At 64.2% G+C, this 17,760-nt stretch carries 16 protein-coding genes; 3 read left to right on the plus strand and 13 right to left on the minus strand.

The window, feature by feature from the left end; all coding sequences use genetic code 11:
• The first annotated feature begins 157 nt into the window (after positions 1–157).
• Positions 158–889, plus strand: a complete 732-nt coding sequence (locus ACWGTI_RS17230) for a 3-keto-5-aminohexanoate cleavage protein (RefSeq protein ID WP_454588220.1) — start codon at positions 158–160, stop codon at positions 887–889.
• A 73-nt stretch (positions 890–962) separates the two neighbouring features.
• On the opposite strand, the gene ACWGTI_RS17235 is transcribed toward ACWGTI_RS17230, so the two are convergent.
• The 4 genes from ACWGTI_RS17235 to ACWGTI_RS17250 form a co-directional block, all read right to left on the minus strand.
• Positions 963–2,159 (minus strand): NAD(P)/FAD-dependent oxidoreductase, encoded by a 1,197-nt coding sequence (locus ACWGTI_RS17235; RefSeq protein WP_454588221.1) that lies wholly within the window; start codon positions 2,157–2,159, stop codon positions 963–965.
• 102 nt (positions 2,160–2,261) lie between these two features.
• Positions 2,262–3,059 (minus strand): amino acid ABC transporter ATP-binding protein, encoded by a 798-nt coding sequence (locus ACWGTI_RS17240; RefSeq protein WP_454588222.1) that lies wholly within the window; start codon positions 3,057–3,059, stop codon positions 2,262–2,264.
• A 4-nt stretch (positions 3,060–3,063) separates the two neighbouring features.
• Positions 3,064–3,804, minus strand: coding sequence for an amino acid ABC transporter permease (locus tag ACWGTI_RS17245; RefSeq protein ID WP_454588223.1), 741 nt, complete (start codon positions 3,802–3,804; stop codon positions 3,064–3,066).
• 16 nt (positions 3,805–3,820) lie between these two features.
• Positions 3,821–4,747, minus strand: coding sequence for a substrate-binding periplasmic protein (locus ACWGTI_RS17250; RefSeq protein ID WP_454588224.1), 927 nt, complete (start codon positions 4,745–4,747; stop codon positions 3,821–3,823).
• A 131-nt stretch (positions 4,748–4,878) separates the two neighbouring features.
• Between ACWGTI_RS17250 and ACWGTI_RS17255 the strand changes: the two genes are divergently transcribed.
• Positions 4,879–5,553, plus strand: a complete 675-nt coding sequence (locus ACWGTI_RS17255) for a GntR family transcriptional regulator (RefSeq protein ID WP_454577819.1) — start codon at positions 4,879–4,881, stop codon at positions 5,551–5,553.
• A gap of 144 nt (positions 5,554–5,697) precedes the next feature.
• Here ACWGTI_RS17255 and ACWGTI_RS17260 read toward each other — a convergent pair whose 3' ends face one another.
• The 7 genes from ACWGTI_RS17260 to ACWGTI_RS17290 form a co-directional block, all read right to left on the minus strand.
• Positions 5,698–6,744 (minus strand): glutathione synthetase, encoded by a 1,047-nt coding sequence (locus tag ACWGTI_RS17260; protein ID WP_454588225.1) that lies wholly within the window; start codon positions 6,742–6,744, stop codon positions 5,698–5,700.
• Positions 6,745–6,756: 12 nt separating this feature from the next.
• A complete protein-coding gene (locus ACWGTI_RS17265) occupies positions 6,757–8,619 on the minus strand; it encodes a flavohemoglobin expression-modulating QEGLA motif protein (RefSeq protein ID WP_454588226.1) in 1,863 nt (620 codons plus the stop codon).
• The gene (locus ACWGTI_RS17270; RefSeq protein WP_454588227.1) at positions 8,616–9,431 is read right to left on the minus strand and encodes an N-formylglutamate amidohydrolase; all 816 of its coding nucleotides are present in this window, start codon (positions 9,429–9,431) and stop codon (positions 8,616–8,618) included. The genes ACWGTI_RS17265 and ACWGTI_RS17270 overlap by 4 nt, the downstream gene beginning before the upstream one ends.
• A gap of 55 nt (positions 9,432–9,486) precedes the next feature.
• The gene (locus tag ACWGTI_RS17275) at positions 9,487–9,888 is read right to left on the minus strand and encodes a GFA family protein (RefSeq protein ID WP_454588228.1); all 402 of its coding nucleotides are present in this window, start codon (positions 9,886–9,888) and stop codon (positions 9,487–9,489) included.
• Between the two features lie 116 nt (positions 9,889–10,004).
• Positions 10,005–11,063 (minus strand): Gfo/Idh/MocA family protein, encoded by a 1,059-nt coding sequence (locus ACWGTI_RS17280; RefSeq protein WP_454588229.1) that lies wholly within the window; start codon positions 11,061–11,063, stop codon positions 10,005–10,007.
• Between the two features lie 101 nt (positions 11,064–11,164).
• The gene (locus ACWGTI_RS17285) at positions 11,165–11,950 is read right to left on the minus strand and encodes a ThuA domain-containing protein (protein WP_454588230.1); all 786 of its coding nucleotides are present in this window, start codon (positions 11,948–11,950) and stop codon (positions 11,165–11,167) included.
• Positions 11,951–12,096: 146 nt separating this feature from the next.
• Positions 12,097–13,626 (minus strand): tlde1 domain-containing protein, encoded by a 1,530-nt coding sequence (locus ACWGTI_RS17290; protein ID WP_454588231.1) that lies wholly within the window; start codon positions 13,624–13,626, stop codon positions 12,097–12,099.
• A 434-nt stretch (positions 13,627–14,060) separates the two neighbouring features.
• Between ACWGTI_RS17290 and ACWGTI_RS17295 the strand changes: the two genes are divergently transcribed.
• Positions 14,061–14,699, plus strand: coding sequence for a cytochrome c (locus tag ACWGTI_RS17295; protein WP_454588232.1), 639 nt, complete (start codon positions 14,061–14,063; stop codon positions 14,697–14,699).
• A 9-nt stretch (positions 14,700–14,708) separates the two neighbouring features.
• On the opposite strand, the gene ACWGTI_RS17300 is transcribed toward ACWGTI_RS17295, so the two are convergent.
• Positions 14,709–15,605, minus strand: a complete 897-nt coding sequence (locus ACWGTI_RS17300) for a dihydrodipicolinate synthase family protein (protein WP_454588233.1) — start codon at positions 15,603–15,605, stop codon at positions 14,709–14,711.
• Between the two features lie 132 nt (positions 15,606–15,737).
• Positions 15,738–17,738, minus strand: coding sequence for an ABC transporter ATP-binding protein (locus ACWGTI_RS17305; RefSeq protein WP_454588234.1), 2,001 nt, complete (start codon positions 17,736–17,738; stop codon positions 15,738–15,740).
• Positions 17,739–17,760 lie beyond the last annotated feature (22 nt).

Genomic DNA, 17,760 nt, shown 5'->3' on the forward strand with positions numbered 1-17,760 from the left:
TCGCGGAAGGCTTTTTCGAACAAGGCGATAGCGGCGCATCCTACCAATCTGATTCAGGCCGCATGGCATCCACCTGTCAGGAGCCTTCGGCGGACTGGTACCGATTTTGGCAGCCCTGCGTTAGGCTCCCGCCACCCGCAACAGGATCGCGAGAACCATGATCGTCCAGACCTGCATCAACGGCGCGCGTCCCGCCGATTTTCATCCGACGCTGCCGCTCAACGCCAAGGCCATGGCGCGCGATGGCGCGGCTTCGATTGCCGCGGGTGCGGCGGAGTTGCATGTCCATGCCCGCGGAGCGGACAAGCGCGAGAGCCTTGCGCCGGCAGCGATGGACCCGACAATTGCAGCGCTGCGCCTCGCCTGCCCCGGCACGCTGATCGGCGTCTCCACCGGTGCCTGGATCGAGAATGATGACAACCACACACTGGTCGCCATCGCCGGCTGGCACGAACTGCCGGACTATGCCTCGGTCAATCTCAGCGAGACGGCAGCACCCATCGTCATGGAGAGCCTGCGCCAACGCGGCATCGGCATCGAGGCGGGCCTGGCATCGGTCGCCGACGCCGAACGACTGGTCAGCCTCGACCATGGCGGACGGGTTCTGCGCGTGCTGATCGAGATTTCCGAGCAGACGCTGGACGAGGCCTTTGCCGTTTCGGACGGCATCGAAAAGGTGCTGGAGCGCGCTGGCATCCGGCGGGCGATCCTGCTGCATGGAGCCGACGCCACGGTCTGGCCGTTCGTGCGCCGTGCGGCGGAACGCAACTGGTCGACGCGCGTCGGGCTGGAGGACGGCAAGGAACTGCCGGATGGCACGGTGGCCTCCGGCAATGCGGCGCTGACGGCCGCGGCGGTGGCGATCTTCCGGGCCAGCCGATCGGCGTAGCCGCCGACGAATGCGTCGATGACAGGAGATCTCGGGGCCTCCGCCTCGATGCCACCGGCCGGACGATCTGCCCCTACCCCGCAAGCATCGCGCTCACCATCCGGGCGGTGCGCGGCGCCAGCGTTAGCCCTATATGGCCATGGCCGAAGGCGAGGATCACGTCCCGCCCGCCTCGCGATGGCCTGATAACGGGCACGGAATCGGGCATCGAAGGCCGGAAGCCGAGCCATGTGCGGCTCGGCTCACCCAGTTCCGGAAAAACCCGACGCGCATTCGCCGCCAGCACTGCCACACGAAGCGGATTGGCGGGAGCGCCCAGGCCGCCGAGTTCGACCAGGCCTGCAACGCGCAAGCGGCCGCGCATCGGGCAGAGATAGAAGCCGAGCGCTGTCGGGCACACTGGCCGTTCGATCGGCGGGTGGGCCATGTCGAATTCGACGTGATAACCGCGTTCGGTATCCAGCCTGACCGGATCGCCGATCTGGGCGGCGAACCTTTGCGAGTGGGCGCCGGCGGCGATGACAGCGGTCCGGGCGCTTATGTCGAAGGGCGCGGCGTCGATGCGGATTCCATTGGCTTGCCGTGCGATCGTTCGAGCGGAGGCCTGGACGAATTCCACGCCCGCCCGCCGCACCGCGGCGGTCAACCGCGCCATCGTCTCGCCCGGGTCGTTGAGATTGATCGCGCCCGGAAAAAACACGCCGCCACCTTCGAAAGGCGGCAACTGGGGTTCCAGCCGATGCACTTCGTCGGCCCACAGCAGCTCCTGACCAATGCCATAGGAGTGGCGCAGGTCGATATCGGTGGCCGCCGCCCTGAAGGCCTTCTGCGTTTCATAGAGATAGAGGCAGCCCTTGGCGGAGAGCAGGTCCGTTGCCCCAATTTCGGCCGCGAACTCTGTCCATGCCGCCGATGCGTCGGAAACGAGTTCGGCGATCCGGCTTGTGTTTTCCCGGAACCGATGCGGCAGGGATTCATAGGCAAACCGGGCCAGCCAGGGGAACAGGGACGGCAAGGCCAAAGTGCGGATCGACAAGGGGCTGCGCGCGTCGAGCAGAATCGAGGGCAGGTTCCGCAGCACGGCCGGCGTGCCTACGGGTATGACCGCATAATTGGCGATGGTTCCCGCATTGCCGTAAGACGCGCCGCTGCCAGGCTCGTTCGGTTCGATGATGGCGACATCGCGCCCGTCGGCGCGAAGCCGAAGCGCGATCGCCAAGCCTATGACGCCACCGCCGATCACGGCGATGTCGGTCGAAATCCTGGTCATCTGGTCCACATGCGTTGGGGCAAAGATGGGGGCCCAAGGGCCGGCGCATCACGGATCGCACCATGCCCGATGGGCTCTGTTGGGACTGACTGCCGGCCGCGTTCAGGCCGGCGCGGCGTAGCGCGCGACATAGGCAGCCGTTCGTGCTTCACGCGGGCTGTCGAGCACGTCCGCCGCCGTCCCCTGCTCGATGATCCGGCCGCCGTCGATGAAGACGACCCAGTCCGAGACTTCGCGGGCGAAAGGCAGTTCGTGGGTGACGAGGATCATCGTCATGCCGTCCTTTGCCAGTTCGCGCATGACGCGCAGCACCTCGCCGGTCGACTCCGGATCGAGCGCGGAGGTCGGCTCGTCGAACAGAAGCACGGTCGGGCCAAGCGCCAGGGCGCGCGCAATCGCGACGCGCTGCTGCTCGCCGCCAGACATGCGTTCGGGATAGGCTGTCGCCCGATGCGCCAGACCGACGCGGGTGAGCAGGCGCACCGCGCGCTCGACCGCTTCGCGCTCGCCAATCGCGGCGGCATGCATCTGGGCCAGAACGACATTTTCCACCGCCGTCAGATGCGGGAACAGGTTGAAGCGCTGAAACACCATGCCGACGCGCTGGCGCAGCCTGGCGAGGTTCTTGCACGTCACCGCACCCTTGTCGCAGATCGTCTCGCCATTGACCTCGATGACGCCGCCGTCGGGCTGCTCGAGCAGGTTGACGCAGCGCATCAGCGTCGTCTTGCCGCCGCCGCTCTGGCCGATGATGCTGACGATGCGACCGGCCGGCACGTCGAGGTCGATGCCGCCGAGCACCTGTCTGCCGTCGAAGGATTTGCGCAAGCCACGGATGGTGACTGCCGGGCCGGCGGTTGCGGTCGCGCTGGGCGCCTTGGGAAGTGTCTTTTGTGCCATCGGTCTAGGCTCCGCCTGCGAGCAGCGACCTGGCCAGCTTCAGCCGCCGCCGGCGCCCCGGCGTCAGCGGCACGCCAGCCTGAATGGTCCGCTCCAGCCAGAGCAGGCATTGCGAGAGGGGATAGCAGACGGCGAAATAGATGCAGGCAATCACCAGGTAGACTTCAAGCGCCCGAAACGTTTCGGAGGCGATCAGCTGCGCCTGGGTCATCAGTTCGACGGCCGAGATCGTCACCAGAAGCGATGTCGATTTCAGCAGGTCGACGAACATGGTGTTGGTGCCGGGCAATGCCAGCCGCAGCGCCTGGGGCAAAATGACGTGGCCAAAGGTGGTGCCGCGGCCAAGGCCCAGCGCCTGCGCGGCCTCGTTCTGGCCGGGGTGGATGCCCGCAATGGCCGCGCGAAAAATCTCCGACAGATAGGCGGCGTAGAACAACATGAGGCTCAACACGCCCGCGACGAAGACGCTGAGCTTGATGCCGACCGACGGCAGGCCGAAATAGGTGACGAAGATGATGGCGAGCAACGGGACGTTCTTGAATATCTCGGTGTAGATGGCGGCCGGCAGGCGCACCAGACGCAAGCGGTTGAGGCGCATCAGCGCCAGGACGAGACCGAGGACAGCCGCACCGACAAAGCTGACGATGGTGTAGGCAAGGGTCCTGAGCAGACCCCAGCCGAGATTGCTTGCATAGTCGCTCCAGGGAACCTGGAAGAACCCGCCGAGCGTGTGGAAAAGGGACATGGGCCTGCCCCCACCCTCAAGGCGCGATCGAGGGCGGCGCCCAATCCGCCGGGCGGTCCGCGCCCCGGCGCTGCGCCGCCATCTCCGGCGAAGGCACCAGGAACTGCTTCGGATCGCCGCCCCATTTGGTGACGAGCCCGGCAAGCGAACCATCCTTGTACATGGCATCAATCTGGTCCGAGACGGCCTTGGCCAGCTGCGGCGCCTCTTTCGGCAGGTAGAAGCCGGTCATGTAGGGCTGAAAATACTGGTAATCGGGATGGGCCTTGATCTCGTCGGCGGTCGGCGGCGCCAGGTAGGCGACGCGGAACTTCATGTCCGGCCGTTCCTTCTGCTGGTAGATGATCAGCAGAGGGTCGAGAAAGCCGACATCCAGCCTGCCCGATGACAGGTCCTGGAAGACGCTGTCGGCCGTCGGATAGGTGTGCGGGGTGGCATTCGGCACCTGCGCGATCGATTTCGCCCAGACATAGCCGGTGACGGTGCCGAGATCCTTGCCTTCCAGGCTCTTGACGTCGGGATAGTCGGCAGTGCCCTGTACCGCCATTGCCGGAGGCGAATAGTAAGGCGGGTCGGTGAAGAGACCGACCTTCTGGCGGGCGTCCGACCAGGCGATGCCGCCGATCGTGATATCGGCACGCCGCGATTGGACCGATGCGAGCATGCCGGGAAAATCGGTGACGCTGACTTCCATCTTGAGGCCAAGCTTGTCGGCGACCGCGGCAAGGATATCGCTGTCCAGCCCGACGAGCTTCTCGTCCTTCATCGCCGTGTAGGGCATGTAAGGCTCAATCGTGACCTGCAGCACGCCCGGCTTCAGCGTCTCAAGCCCGTCCGCATGCGCCTGCGTGGCCAGCACTCCAAATCCAATGCCCAGCAAGGCGGCAATGCCGACCTTGACTCGCGATTGAGATACAACGCCCTTTTCCGTCCCTTTTTCCATGCCCGATACCTCTCTGTAGCCGGATCGATATATCTGTAATATATTGATCAGTATATTATATGAATCCGTTGTCAAGTGATTCCTTGGCGATCGGATTTGATCCCTGTGAGGTGAGTGAGATGGACGCGCGGATGCGGGAAGACGATGCCGACCGTGTCGAGGCTGGCTCGACCTTGGCCGAGCGCACCTATTTGCAGCTGCGGGAGGACATCATCACGGTCAAGCTGGCGCCCGGCACCCTGCTCCGTGAAACCGACCTCATGCGGCGGCTGGACGTCGGTCGCACGCCGGTGCGCGAGGCGTTGTTGCGGCTGCAGCGCGATGGCTTCGTCGATGTCAATGGCCGCCGCGGAACCTCCGTCAGCACGATCGATATCAGCGATCTATCGGCGATCTACGAGGCTCGGGCGAGAATTGAATCCTGGGCGACGCGGCTCGCCGCCGAACGTCTGCGAGAGCCCGAGCGTCGGGAAGCACAGGCCCTGATCGGCGAACTGGCCGCCTTTCCAAGCCCTCCGGAGCTCGAGCCCCTGCTTGCGCTGGACCAGCGCATCCACCGCTTCATCTATCGAGCCGCCAAGAACCCGTATCTGTTCGACACGCTCGACCACTACCACAATTTGTCGCTCAGGATCCTGCATGTGGCGACGCGGCGGTTTCCGGAGCTGATGTCTGGCCTCGACAAGGTGCTGCAGGAGCAGACCCTTATGCTCGAGGCGGTTTGCCGGGGAGATGGCGAAACGGCCGAGCGCATCGCGCTGCATCACGTCCTCAGCTTTGAACAGGATGTTCGCAAGATCATTTGAGCCGTGTTGCCGTAACAACGACCCCTCGCTTCACCGCCTGGCTATGTCAGCTTTCAGAAAGCGCGAAAGGCTGTGGCCGACACGCGGCAGAAGCAGTTATGCGCGCACCTTCACCTTTGAAAGGTCGCGTCATGCCCGCTTCCCTCACAGCGTCGCCAGCCGCGAATTGGTCATGGCCTTGCCATAGGCTTGCCGCAGCGTCCTCTTCTCTTCCAGGGCAGCGATGACGCTTGCGGCAAAGTCCGTCGCGTACATGTCGGCGAGCCGGGTGAGCCCGCCCGGCGTGAAGACGTTGATCTCCAGAAGTTTGTCGCCGACGATGTCGAGCCCGACCAGGAACATGCCGTCGCCGATCAATTTGGGGCGCACCATTTCGGCTATGCCCAGCATGGTGGCCGTTACCTTGACCTTGCGGGCGGTTCCGGCGGCATGGATGTTGGAGCGGACGTCGCCCTTGGCCGGAACGCGGCGAAAAGCTGCGTACTTGCCGTCGCGCACCAGCGGCAGTCCGTTCATCAAGAACAGACGCACGTCACCGGCCTTGGCTTCCGGAAGATAGACCTGCGCGATGAGATAGCCGTCACCGCTGGCCGCCTCGAAAATCTGGTTGAGGTTGGAATCGGTGGGCTTGGCAACATGGAAGACATTCTTGCCGCCGGACCCTTGCAGCGGTTTGACGATGCAGCCCTTTGGCTGTTTGTCGATGAAGGCGCGGATCTCGGCGATGCTGCGCGATATCAGGCTCGCCGGCCTGACCGCTTCGGGAAAGGACTGCAGATAGAGCTTGCTCTGTGCCTGCGCCAGGCCGTCCGGATCGTTGACGACGATCGTGCCGCGTTCGGCTGCGAGCCGACCGAACATGATGCCCGCATTGGCCGCCCATGGCCGGCCGGTGCCATCCAGCGACGGGTCGTTGCGCAGAAACAGAATGTCGATGTCGCTCATAGCGACAGTCTTCTTCTGCTTCGCGGCATCCCGAAGGGCAGCATGAAGCTTGGCTGATGTCTTGTAGGCAGCATCGGGCAGAACCGCGACGCTGACAGCCAGATTGTCATCGGGACGCAGGATGAAATCGCCCGGCTCGACATAGACGACAGAATGGCCGCGCTGGACGGCAGCCAGCGCCAACGCCGTCGTCGTAAAGCCCGGCGTCTCGCTTTCAACGGAATTGACGAAGAACGCAATGCGCATTGTAGAGCCCCCTCAGGTTGCAACCATATCGATCGGATCTATACCCGCCATCGCTTTCCTGAGGCGCGGACGCGCCGCGTCGGAAGAGAGGAACGCAGGTTCGAGGCGCGGCGCCCGCAGCAGGCCGCGCGCGTTGAGTTCCTGGATCGCGCCGAAATGCGCGGCGGAAATCTTGCCCATCCAGAACGGCGTGAGGCTGCCGCCATTCCTCAAGTGATCGAGAATCTGCAACAGGCCGCGCAGATAGATGGCGTCTTTTGCAAGGCCGCCGCCGCGATAGACGCGCAGAACGACGTTGAAGGCCTCGCGATCATCGAGATCCCCCCGCAGAAGGCGGAAGGCTTCCTCGAACGTTGCGCCATCAAGCATCGCCTGACAGGCGATCACTCTCGCCGCGATCAGCCGCAAACGCGGCGCGGTCATGCCACCGACCAGATACTCCGCCAGCACGGCCAGTCCCTCCTGCATGCCTTCATAGCCGGCGAGCCCGCTGCAGAAGATGGCGAGCCCCTGCGCGGCACCATTGAAATAGGTCAGCAGATGAACACCGATCTCGTGGCTGAGCAGCGCCGCCAGACGCTCCGGTGGAAGGTTGGTATCGCGCGACACCAACAACCGGTTTCGCGAGACCAGAAGGCCGGCCGGCAAGTCGCCGCGGATCTCGACGGAAGCATCGAAATCGGAATAGGCGGCGCGGTATCCGGCGATCATGTCTCGCGCGGCGGTGGCAATGGTGGCGGCGTCCAGTCCCGTCTGACGGGCGACCGAGGCAAACCGCGGCAGCCTTTCGAGAATGGCGCGCGCCCTCGCCGCCAGGCTCGGCTCGACGCTGCCATAGAGGGCTCGTCCGAGTTCGATGAAGCGGGGCGTCTCGCGTGCCGCCAGCATCGACAGCTGGAGATCGAGCTCCTGCTGCTTTTCGGAGAGCAGCCGGGTCAGGAGTGTATCTTCGAGATGGTCGAGAGAGATCGAATAGAGCTTCCGCTTCTGGTTGGCGACCTCAAGCTCGAGCGGCCGGTAAAGCAGTGTTGGCACACGCTCGAATGCGCCAGCCTGAAATTCCCGCCAGGCGAGTTCGGCATTGATCGGTGTGACCGCAAGGAGAAAATCGAACGTCGACGCGACATTGTCTAGCGCACGGTCAGCCCGCACGACAGCATCGATGTAGGCGCGGCGGCCCAGGGAACGGTGGGTCGCCGGTTGTTCCAGGCTTGATGCCTTCAGAAAGGCACTGACGGCCTGCAGCGCGGAATCGACCATGTTGGCGACCACGAGGTCGTGGAGTTCGGGGTAGACGCGCTTGGTGCCGGGCACCCTGTAGATCGGTGCGAAGCGCACCGTCAGGCACGCCACATCACCGGGATCATCCCAGAGCCGTGCTTCGGCGCGTGTGGTGGGACTGAGCTCGTCGACGCGGGGCGTGCGATATTTGGCTTCGCGCGCGGATGCAGCATCAGCGAAGCGCTTGCGTGCCGCATTCTCCGCCGCGGTGTTGCCGCACGCCAGCGCAATCTCGAAGGGCGGCAGGAACGGAACATCGTCGGTCAGGAACCGGTCTTCGGCCAACTCGCCGATGTCCAGCAAGAGGAATGCGCCGCAGTGATCGCGTATCCTTCGCGCCACCAGCCGCGCGACCTCGCCGGCGAGCCCGATGTCGGCGGCGACCAGATAGGAGGCGTTGGCGGAGACGGTATGGAATGCCGCATCCTGATGCGGCCCGACATGGACACACAGAAAGGGCAGCGGCCGATCGATGTGCAATCGGTTGCCGTTGCCAAATTCGCGGCGGATCGGCTTGCCGTCGCGGAAAAGCGCGTCGAGGTCCGCTTCGATTTGCACCAGTGGAGAGGTGGGCTCGACAAGCTTGGGATTCATCGCATGGCCCGCAGCGCCCCGACCAGAACGGGCATCGTCGACGCAAGGGCGGCGCGCAGTTGGTCGATTGCTGCCCAGTCGGGTTCGCCGCTCCATTCGTCCATGAAAATCTTCTTGAACTCCACCGCGATGGCACAGCCGGTCTCTGGAAAATTGGTGTGGACGAAACGCGTCTGTTCGCCCTTGCCCTGGAAGGACACGTTCTCGCGCACATCGATCGGCCCGCCGTTGAGAAGGTGGCCGCGAAGCGTCTCGATGAACGCGTCGACGATGGGCGCCCAGCGCTCGCGGTCCATGGAAGACGTGCCGATGTTGATGTCGGGAGCGAGGTCGCGAGACGTCGGCGCAGCCTGCGGCCCATCGCGGCGGTGATTGTAGCTGTGGACGTCGATGAGAACGAACCGGCCGTAGAGCTTCTCGATATCGGTGAGGACACGCTTCAGCTCGCTGTAGAAAGCGTCGTGAAAGGCGAGAGATTCCTGCACGATGGCCTCGGCCGGCGGCTCGCGCCAGACTTTGAGCCCCCACGACTGGTCCGGGGACAGGTAGATCGCAGCGTCGCGCGCGCGGTTCAGATCGACCTGGAAGCGCGATCGATGGACGATGATCTGGGTCGGAAAATCGGCGATGAAGCGATCGGTAAACGGGTCTTCTTCCCGAAGCCGGTCTGGATCGGAGAGAGACATGAGCGATCGAGAAGCGCTGCCAACGTCGGTGCCGCTGTGGATGGCTGTACCGATGACAGGACTGTCTCCGAGCTTGATCGTCCAGCCCGATCCACCCATGTCGGTGTTGGAAATCGCCTTGTCCATGCTCCGAAATGCGCGGAGCGTGCGGACGGTTCCGCTTCATCGAACAAGCGAGGCTTCAATCAAACGTCGCCAGCGGCTCGGCTTTGATCTCGACCCAGTCACAGCGCCGGCTGTCGTGGTAGAAGGACTGGAAGGGCGGCGGGAAGGACGGGTCGGCGAAGGCGCCGACGGGGATCGCGATAACACCGGGCTGCGTGTCGATGCGGTAGTGGACGCTGGTGCCGCACCCCGGACAGAAGCTGTAGATGACGCGGCCGCCCTGATCGCCGATGCGTGTGAACTGCTTCGCGCGTCCCTCGATCGATACATCGCCTTCCACAAACCGGACATTGTAGCTGAAGGCACTGCCGGTGCGGCGCTTGCAGTCCAGGCAATGGCAGACCGAGATGCGCACCGGTTCGCCCGAACAGATTGCCGACAGTTGGCCGCAGAGGCATTGCGCGCGGCGCGTGACCATGGCTTGCTCCTCCCGAGCCTGTTTCATCCCGATGGAATCGGAATGGGGCTCTATCTTTTGATCTTCTCCGAAACCGGGTTCCGCTTTTCGCTTCGCTGACCTTCGGTTCGGACACGTTATTGCGTGTCAGCGCCGGCCCTCAACTCCGTACGCTTCTCGTCCGACACGACAGCCAGATCCAGTACCTTTTGCAGTTCGGCGGCGTGGTGGAAAGACGGTTCGGCCTGCACGCCGCTCCTGACGGCATCGACGAAGCGCTGATAGTTGGTCGGCACAGTGCCGGCGTCGATCACCTGCCATTTGGCGGTCTCGATGTCGTCGCCGATGCACGCCTTCAGTTCCGAACCCTCGAGATTGTGCACGACCTCGATGCCGCCCTTGTCGCCATAGATGCGCAGGCGCAATTCGTTCATGTGGCCGGTCGCCCAGCGGCTGGCATGCACCACACCGAAGGCGCCGTTGGAAAAATCCATCGTCATGGCGAAACTGTCATTGGCGTCGAGGTCGTATTCGCCGATGCGGTTGCCCGGCGCCTTGTCGAAGGCGCGCAGCCGGCAGAACACATGGTCGATGTCGAGCGCCGCGCCATAGCTGGCGAAATCGAGGATATGGATGCCGACATCGCCCAACACGCCGTTGGAACCGTGGCCGCGCGACAGCCGCCACAGCCATTTCGGATCGGTGCGCCAGTCGCCCCAGAATTTCGACACCAGCCAGCTCTGCAGATAGGACGCCTCGACGTGGCGGACGGTGCCGATTTCGCCGGCCAGCACCATCTGCCGCGCCTTCTGCAGGGGAGCGACGTTGCGATAGGTGAGGTTGACCATGTTGACGATGCCGGCGGCTTCGGCGGCGTCAGCCATCTCGCTGGCATTGCCGAAGTTTTCGGCCAGCGGCTTTTCGCACAGCACCGGCTTGCCGGCGGCGATCAGAGCCATGGTGGTCGGGTGGTGAATGCGGTCCGGCGTGACGTTGGCCACCGCATCGAAGCTGCCCCAGCCGAGCGCTGCCTCCAGGGATGTGAAGCGCTTCGGGATCTTGAAGCCGTCGGCGAATTCACCGACGCGCTTTTCATCGACATCGACAGCGCCGACGATCTCGACGCCGTCGATGGCGCCAAAGCGGCGGGCATGCTCCTGCGCCATCCAGCCGGTACCCAATATCAAAAGCCGCATATTCTACACTCCGAGCGCAATTGGTTCGATTCAACCATATGGGACGAATGCGGTCTAGGCAAATCCATGGGGAGGCCGCAGCGCCTTTTCCTGGGTTTGTTTTAGCGGAAACCCGCCTCGCCGGAGGCATGCAGCTTGCCGCCGCGCTCGACGATCGGCTCCAGCGCCTTGTCGACCGGCACGTTCGGCGCATCGAGGATCGCGGACTTGGTACCTTGCGGGTTGTGCGCCCACTTCACCGCGTTGCGCAGCACCTTGTGCACAGTGGCGTCGTGATAGGTCGGATAGGTCTCGTGGCCCGGGCGGAAGAAGAAGACGTTGCCGGCGCCGCGCCGATAGGTCAGCCCGGAGCGGAATACCTCGCCGCCCTGGAACCAGGAAATGAAAACGGTCTCCAGCGGCTCCGGCACGGCGAACTGCTCGCCATACATTTCTTCGTTCTCGAGCTCGAAATATTCTCCCACGCCTTCGGCGATGGGGTGGCTGGGGCTGGTGACCCAGAGCCGCTCGCGCTCGCCTGCCTCGCGCCATTTCAGCGTGCAGGGCGTGCCCATCAGCCGCTTGAAGATTTTGGAGAAATGGCCCGAATGCAGAACGATCAGCCCCATGCCTTCAAAGACGCGGCGGGCGACGCGCTCGACGACCTCGTCGGCAACGGCGCCATGGTCCTTGTGGCCCCACCAGACCAGCACGTCGGTCTCGGCCAGACGATCGGCCGGCAGGCCATGCTCGGGCTGTTCGAGTGTGGCGGTCGAGGCGGAGATCGCCTTGTCAGTGTTCAGCGCCTTGGCGATGGTCGTATGCATGCCCTCGGGGTAGAGGGCGGCGACCACCTCATTGGTCCGCTCATGGATGTTCTCGCCCCAAACGACAGCGCGTATTGTCATTAATACCTCGTGGAATTCCAGGCCGACCCGCCGTGAGATCAGTCATAGACCGTCAGAGATGGAAAAGGGAATAGGGCAGTACGGCAGTAGGGGAATAGGTGAAAAAGAAGGGCAGAGAGCGCTCACTGCCCTACTGCCCTACTGCCCTATGCCCCCCGGCCGTCCTGAGCGACCCGCGTCAGCGGCTTCGAAAGCCGCGGCACGACGACGAGACGCTTGATCTTGCCCTTCTTGTAGGCGGAGAGGAAGCGGGCATAGTCCTTGAAAACGACGCAGCCATTGGATTCGGCACGGCCGCCGCGCAGCATGTAGGTGTGGGCGAGCAGGCCGTCGCGGCCATATTTGTTGCCGCCGCCGACCGGGGTGAGACGGATCGCCTCGACGCCGTGGAAGCGGGATTCGCGCAGCTTCAGATCATAGGTGTTGGGCGGCGTCGGGCCGACATTCTTCTTGTTGACGAAGCGTGGCTGGTCGACCATCGAGCCCAGTCCCGAATGCGCCTCCAGCCGCGAACCATCCGGCATGTAGACGGTCTTGGCCGAGATGTCGTAGACGGCGACGCCGCCGCCCATTCCGGGCGTGGCGAACAGATCCTTGAAGGCCCGGCCGACACCGCCACCCGGGACATCCGGTTTAGCATAGGCCAGCATCTCGCCGGACTGTGCCTTCACCCGCTTGCCCGGCTTGGTGCGGATGGTCTCGCTGCCTGGCACGCCCGGCAATGCTGCGACTTCAGAAGAACTCCGCGGCGAGCGCGGCGATGCAATGGCCGGTGACTGGGGTGCGGTAGTCTCAGCCGCCCGGTCGGCCTGTGGCTTGGCTTCCTTGGGTTTGCTGTCCTGGAGTTTGCTTGCCTGCGGCTTGCTTGCCTGGGGCGCCTCGGCAGGCTGAGCGGTTTCGGCGCGCGGACGCCGACCCGGCAGTGCAATGCTGTCCGGCAGATCGTCCTGCGGCGGCAGCGAGGCGACCTGAACCTCGGCCTGCTCAGCATCTTGCGCTCCGACGATTGCCGCGACGGCCGGCGGCGGCGCCAGCATGTCAGCGCCCTGATCCGGCAAGGTGTTGGCCAGCGCCAACGCCAGGCGGGACGAGCGTTCGATTTCAGCCACTTCCGGCCCAAAGCGCTCCGAGGCCGGCCCATGCTGGTCGGGCATGCGCACTTCGGCGAAACGGGCAGCCGCTGGAAGTCTGGCAAGCATGAAGGGCGCGTTCGAGGCCTTGGCGAAGGCGGCAGCCAGCTTTTGCGGCGACAGCTTTGCCTTGGCCACCACGCCGTCGAAGCGCATGCCGCGCGAAGTGGCGAGTGCGATGCTGGTGTTTGGCGCGATGGCGACACCGGCCACAGCAGGCGTAGCCGGCTTCAGCCGTGCCATCTTGCCATCATGCGCGAAGCTCGCGGCGGAATGCGCGCAGCCGGCGTCGCATTGGCTGAGCAGCGAGGCCTGTAATTTTTGCGCAGAAAGCCGCGGCGCCCACGAATTGGCAAGGTTGCGGCGTGAATCGGCAAGCGTGATCGTGCGCGGCAGAAGCAGGCTTTGCGGCAAGGAGTTGGAAGCGGCGGTGAGCGAGGTTCCCAGCGAATAGAGGCCGGCCATGGTCGCCACCGACCACAGCGCAAGGGCCGCGCCGACAGCCGGCACCACCACCCAGCGCTTGCCGGATCTCTTCGAAGTCAAATCCCGTTCAGGATTGTCGCCCCGGTCTTTCAAACGCAAAAACGCCATACAACCACTCTCAATCGGCATGCAGGCTTGCGACCCTCGCATCCGTGACATCCACAGTTCGCTGGTGCCCCCTGCACCTTTCGCGTCTGTTGCCGATTGAATCAAAAGATGGACAAAGTTGGTTAACCAATCCCTCCATCAGCCACCGATTACACGGTGCCCGATACGAAAAAAGAGCCCCTCCATGGTCTACGCCACGGTAAAAATGCTCTCCCTCACCCGCCTTGCTGCCCGTTTTTGTGATCCAAGTCAAGAAAACGCTACGTCAGTTTTCTGCAAGGTCAGGATGATCGCCCGGTGATCGGCCGTTTCGAGCGGTTGACCTTCCAGCAGCTGGAAGGTCTATGCGCAGTAAAATGGACACCTTCAATGATAGACATCGACCGATGAGCAGCGGCATCGCGACCGAAGAATTCAACCTGCGGGCGAAGTCCCGCTGCGCGCTTGTCGACGGATGGGTCAGCATGGGCGCCGTGAAATGGGCTCTGGGAGCGGCGTTGCTGTCGCTGGTCTGTGCCCTCGCGGTGGCCGCCTCTGCCGGCGACGGACCGATCGTTGCGGCACGCCAGGTGTCGATGAAGGAGATGGCGGCGGCGGCGAAAACCATCGCCGGCATGTTCGACGGCAGACAAGCCTATGACGCCGCGTCCTTCAAGGCGGCGGCGGACGCCCTTCGCGCACGCACCGGCCCTGTCCTGATCGGCGAGTTTCGGAGCGCATCGCTGGGGCCACCTTCGCAGGCCAGGCTGGAGATCGCTCCAGCGCGTGCGGAGTTCGAGGCGCTGGCAAATCACATCGGGATGCTGACCGACGCTCTCGCCGCCAAGGCCGAGCACGCACCGGCAGTCATCACCGACGACATGCGCATGGGTGCCGGTCTGGCAATGGGCGGCGGCAGCCTGCTCGGCAAACGGCCGGGCGCAGTGGAGGTCGACCCCGCCAAACTGCCGGCTGAGCATCTCCTGCATCTCATCCTGCAGGATTGCTCGAGCTGCCATTCGAAGTTCCGGCAGATGACCGAGTAAGGCTGCCGATCACGCCAGCCATTCCTTGATAGCCGGGCGGGCGAGAACGGCGCGCATCCGGTCTTCGGCGTCCTTGACGGCTGGCGCCATCGGCGCGCGGGTCGGGCCGCAATCGACGCTGATGACCCGGAAGGCCGCTTTCATACCCGGCAGCACGCCGGTTTCGAGCAGCGCCTCGACAAAATCCTGCGACACCATCTGCAGGGTTTTCGCCCGTGCCAGTTCGCCGGCACGGACCGCCCGGTCGATCGCCACATAGAGCCGTCCGAGCAGATTGTAGGTCGTGCCGATGCCGCCCTCGGTACCGAGCATTCCGGCGGCGGCGTAGATCTCATCAAAACCGTAGAAGAACAGCTTTTGCGGCTGCCGCTTGCGCAGCAGCGAATATTTGAACAGGTCGGTCGAGGTGTATTTGATGCCGACGACATTGCCGAGATCGAGCAGCCTGACCAGCAAGGCAAGCGGCAAGGGACGGCCGGTGCGCAAGGGGATTTCGTAGACGATGAGCGGCAGGTCGGTCGCCGCCGCCAGTGCCTGGTAATAGCCGAATACCTCCTCATCCGAGAAAGGATAGGAATGCGGCGGCAGCGCCGACAGCGCATGATAGCCAAGCTTCTTCGCGTGCCGCGCCAGGCGGATGGAATCGCGCAGGTTCGGCATGCCGACATGGGCGATCAGATTGATGCCCGACCCTGCGGCGCCGGCGAAGACCACCTCCTGCTGGGCCAACAATTCGTCCACCGTCAGCAGGCCGGACTCGCCGCTTGAGCCGCCGACATAGAGGCCGGCCAGGCCCTGCCGCAGCACGTACTCGTTGATGTTGCGCTGGCGTTCAGGGTCGAACTCGCCGGCGTCGCTGAGGCCGGTCATCAAGGCAGCGTACATGCCCGCCAATTCTCTGGTCATTGCTTACGTCCTCGGTGTTGTCGGGATTGTCTCGGGGAAATCGGCGCCTGAACCACTGATTCCGGTTCCGGCTCCATGGCGTTGTATCGGCATGATCTTTTTCGACAGCCGGCTTTTGCTCGGGCGCATTGATTACGCCTCGCCGGCATGGTGGCAGGCGACGAGGTGCCGGCCTGACGCGACCGATCCGAAATCGCGCGGTTGCGGATCCTCTTTGCTGCAGATGTCGGTCGCCTTCGGGCAACGCGGATGGAAATGACAGCCGGACGGCGGCTTCGACGGATCGGGCACATCACCGCCGAGCACGATGCGCCGGCGCGTGCCGCCGGCCTTCGGATCGGGCACAGGGATGGCCGACAGCAGCGCGCGCGTGTAGGGGTGCAGCGGGCTGCCGAACACCGCCGCCGTGGTACCGATCTCGACGATGCGGCCAAGATACATCACTGCGACACGATCGCTGAGATAGCGGATCATCGACAGATCGTGGCCGACAAACAGATAGGTCAGGCCGAGGCGCGACTTGAGGTCCTCGAGCAGGTTGACGATCTGCGCCTGGATCGAGACATCGAGCGCCGAGATCGGCTCGTCGGCGATGATGAATTTCGGATTGGCGGCCAGCGCGCGGGCAATGCCGACGCGCTGGCGCTGGCCGCCGGAGAGCTCGAAGGGGTAGCGGTTGCGCAGCGCTTCCCTCAAGCCGACCAGCGCCAGCAACTCGCTGACCCTGATATCGCGCGTGGCACGGGTGCCGATCTTCTGCGCACGCAGGCCCTCCCCGATGATGCGGCCGACGGTCATGCGCGGATTGAGCGAGCCGAACGGGTTCTGAAACACCATCTGCATGTCGCGGCGGTGCTGCTTGAGCTCTTCGCCGGTTGCGCCGGCATAATCCCTGCCCTCGAACACGATGCTGCCGGCGCTTGGCCGCTCGAGACCGAGCACGGCGCGGCCGGTCGTCGACTTGCCGCAGCCGCTCTCGCCGACCAGCGCCAGTGTTTCGCCGCGCAACACCTCGAAGCTGACGCCGTCGACGGCATGTACCGCACCGACCTGCCTCCGCAGCACGCCGCGCCGGATCGGGAAATGCACCTTGAGATCGCTGACAGTGAGCAGCGCTTCCTGCCCGGCCGCACCAACCGCCTTCACCACCGGTGCAGCCGCCGGTGACCGTGGCAAATGATCGACCTCCCGCCAGCGCCAGCAGGCGGTGGTGTGGCCAGCGTTTGCCGTTTCCAGCGGCGGCTTTTGCTCGCGGCAGCGTGCCTGGGCATAATCGCAGCGCGGCGCGAATGCGCAGAAGGTCGGCGGCAGCGTCACATTGGGCGGCGCGCCCTTGATCGGCACCAGCCTGGTGTTATCAGCCGTCAGCGACGGGATCGAATTCAACAGGCCGATCGTATAGGGATGCGTCGTTGCCGAAAACAGTGCATCGACCGGCGCGCATTCGACGATCGAGCCGGCATACATCACCGCAACGCGGTCGACGAAGCCGGCGACCAGGCTGAGGTCATGGCTGATCCAGATGATGGCCATGCCGAGCTGTTTTTGCAGGCGGCTGACCAGCTCGACGATCTGCGCCTGGATGGTGACGTCGAGCGCCGTGGTCGGCTCATCGGCGATCAGGATCGAGGGCTTGCAAACCAGTGCCATGGCGATGCCGATGCGCTGCAGCTGGCCACCCGAGAACTGGTGCGGAAACGCGCGCATGCGCTGTGGCCCGTTGGCGATGCCAACCAATTCCAGCATGTCGAGCGCCTGGCGTTCCGCCTCGGCTTCGCTCAGGTCCTGGTGCTCGCGCAGCGCCTCGGTCAGTTGCAGGCCGATGGTCAGCACCGGGTTCAGCGACGACATCGGGTCCTGAAAAATCATGGCGATGTCGCGGCCGCGTATCTCACGCAGTTCGCTGTCGGGCATGGCGAGGAGATCGCGGCCACGAAACAGCGCCCGGCCGGCGGTGACGCGGCCGGGTGGCTTGCGGATCAGCCCCATCAGCGTCTGCACCGTGACCGATTTTCCTGAACCGCTCTCGCCGACAATGGCCAGCGACTCGCCTTCGGCAAGCTCGAAGGAGACGTCGTTGACGGCGTAGACGGCGCTACCTTGCGGACCGAACTGGACGCTCAGTCCTTGCACCGAAAGCACAGGGGCTTGCCCC

The sequence above is a fragment of the Mesorhizobium sp. ArgA1 genome (assembly GCF_053714375.1).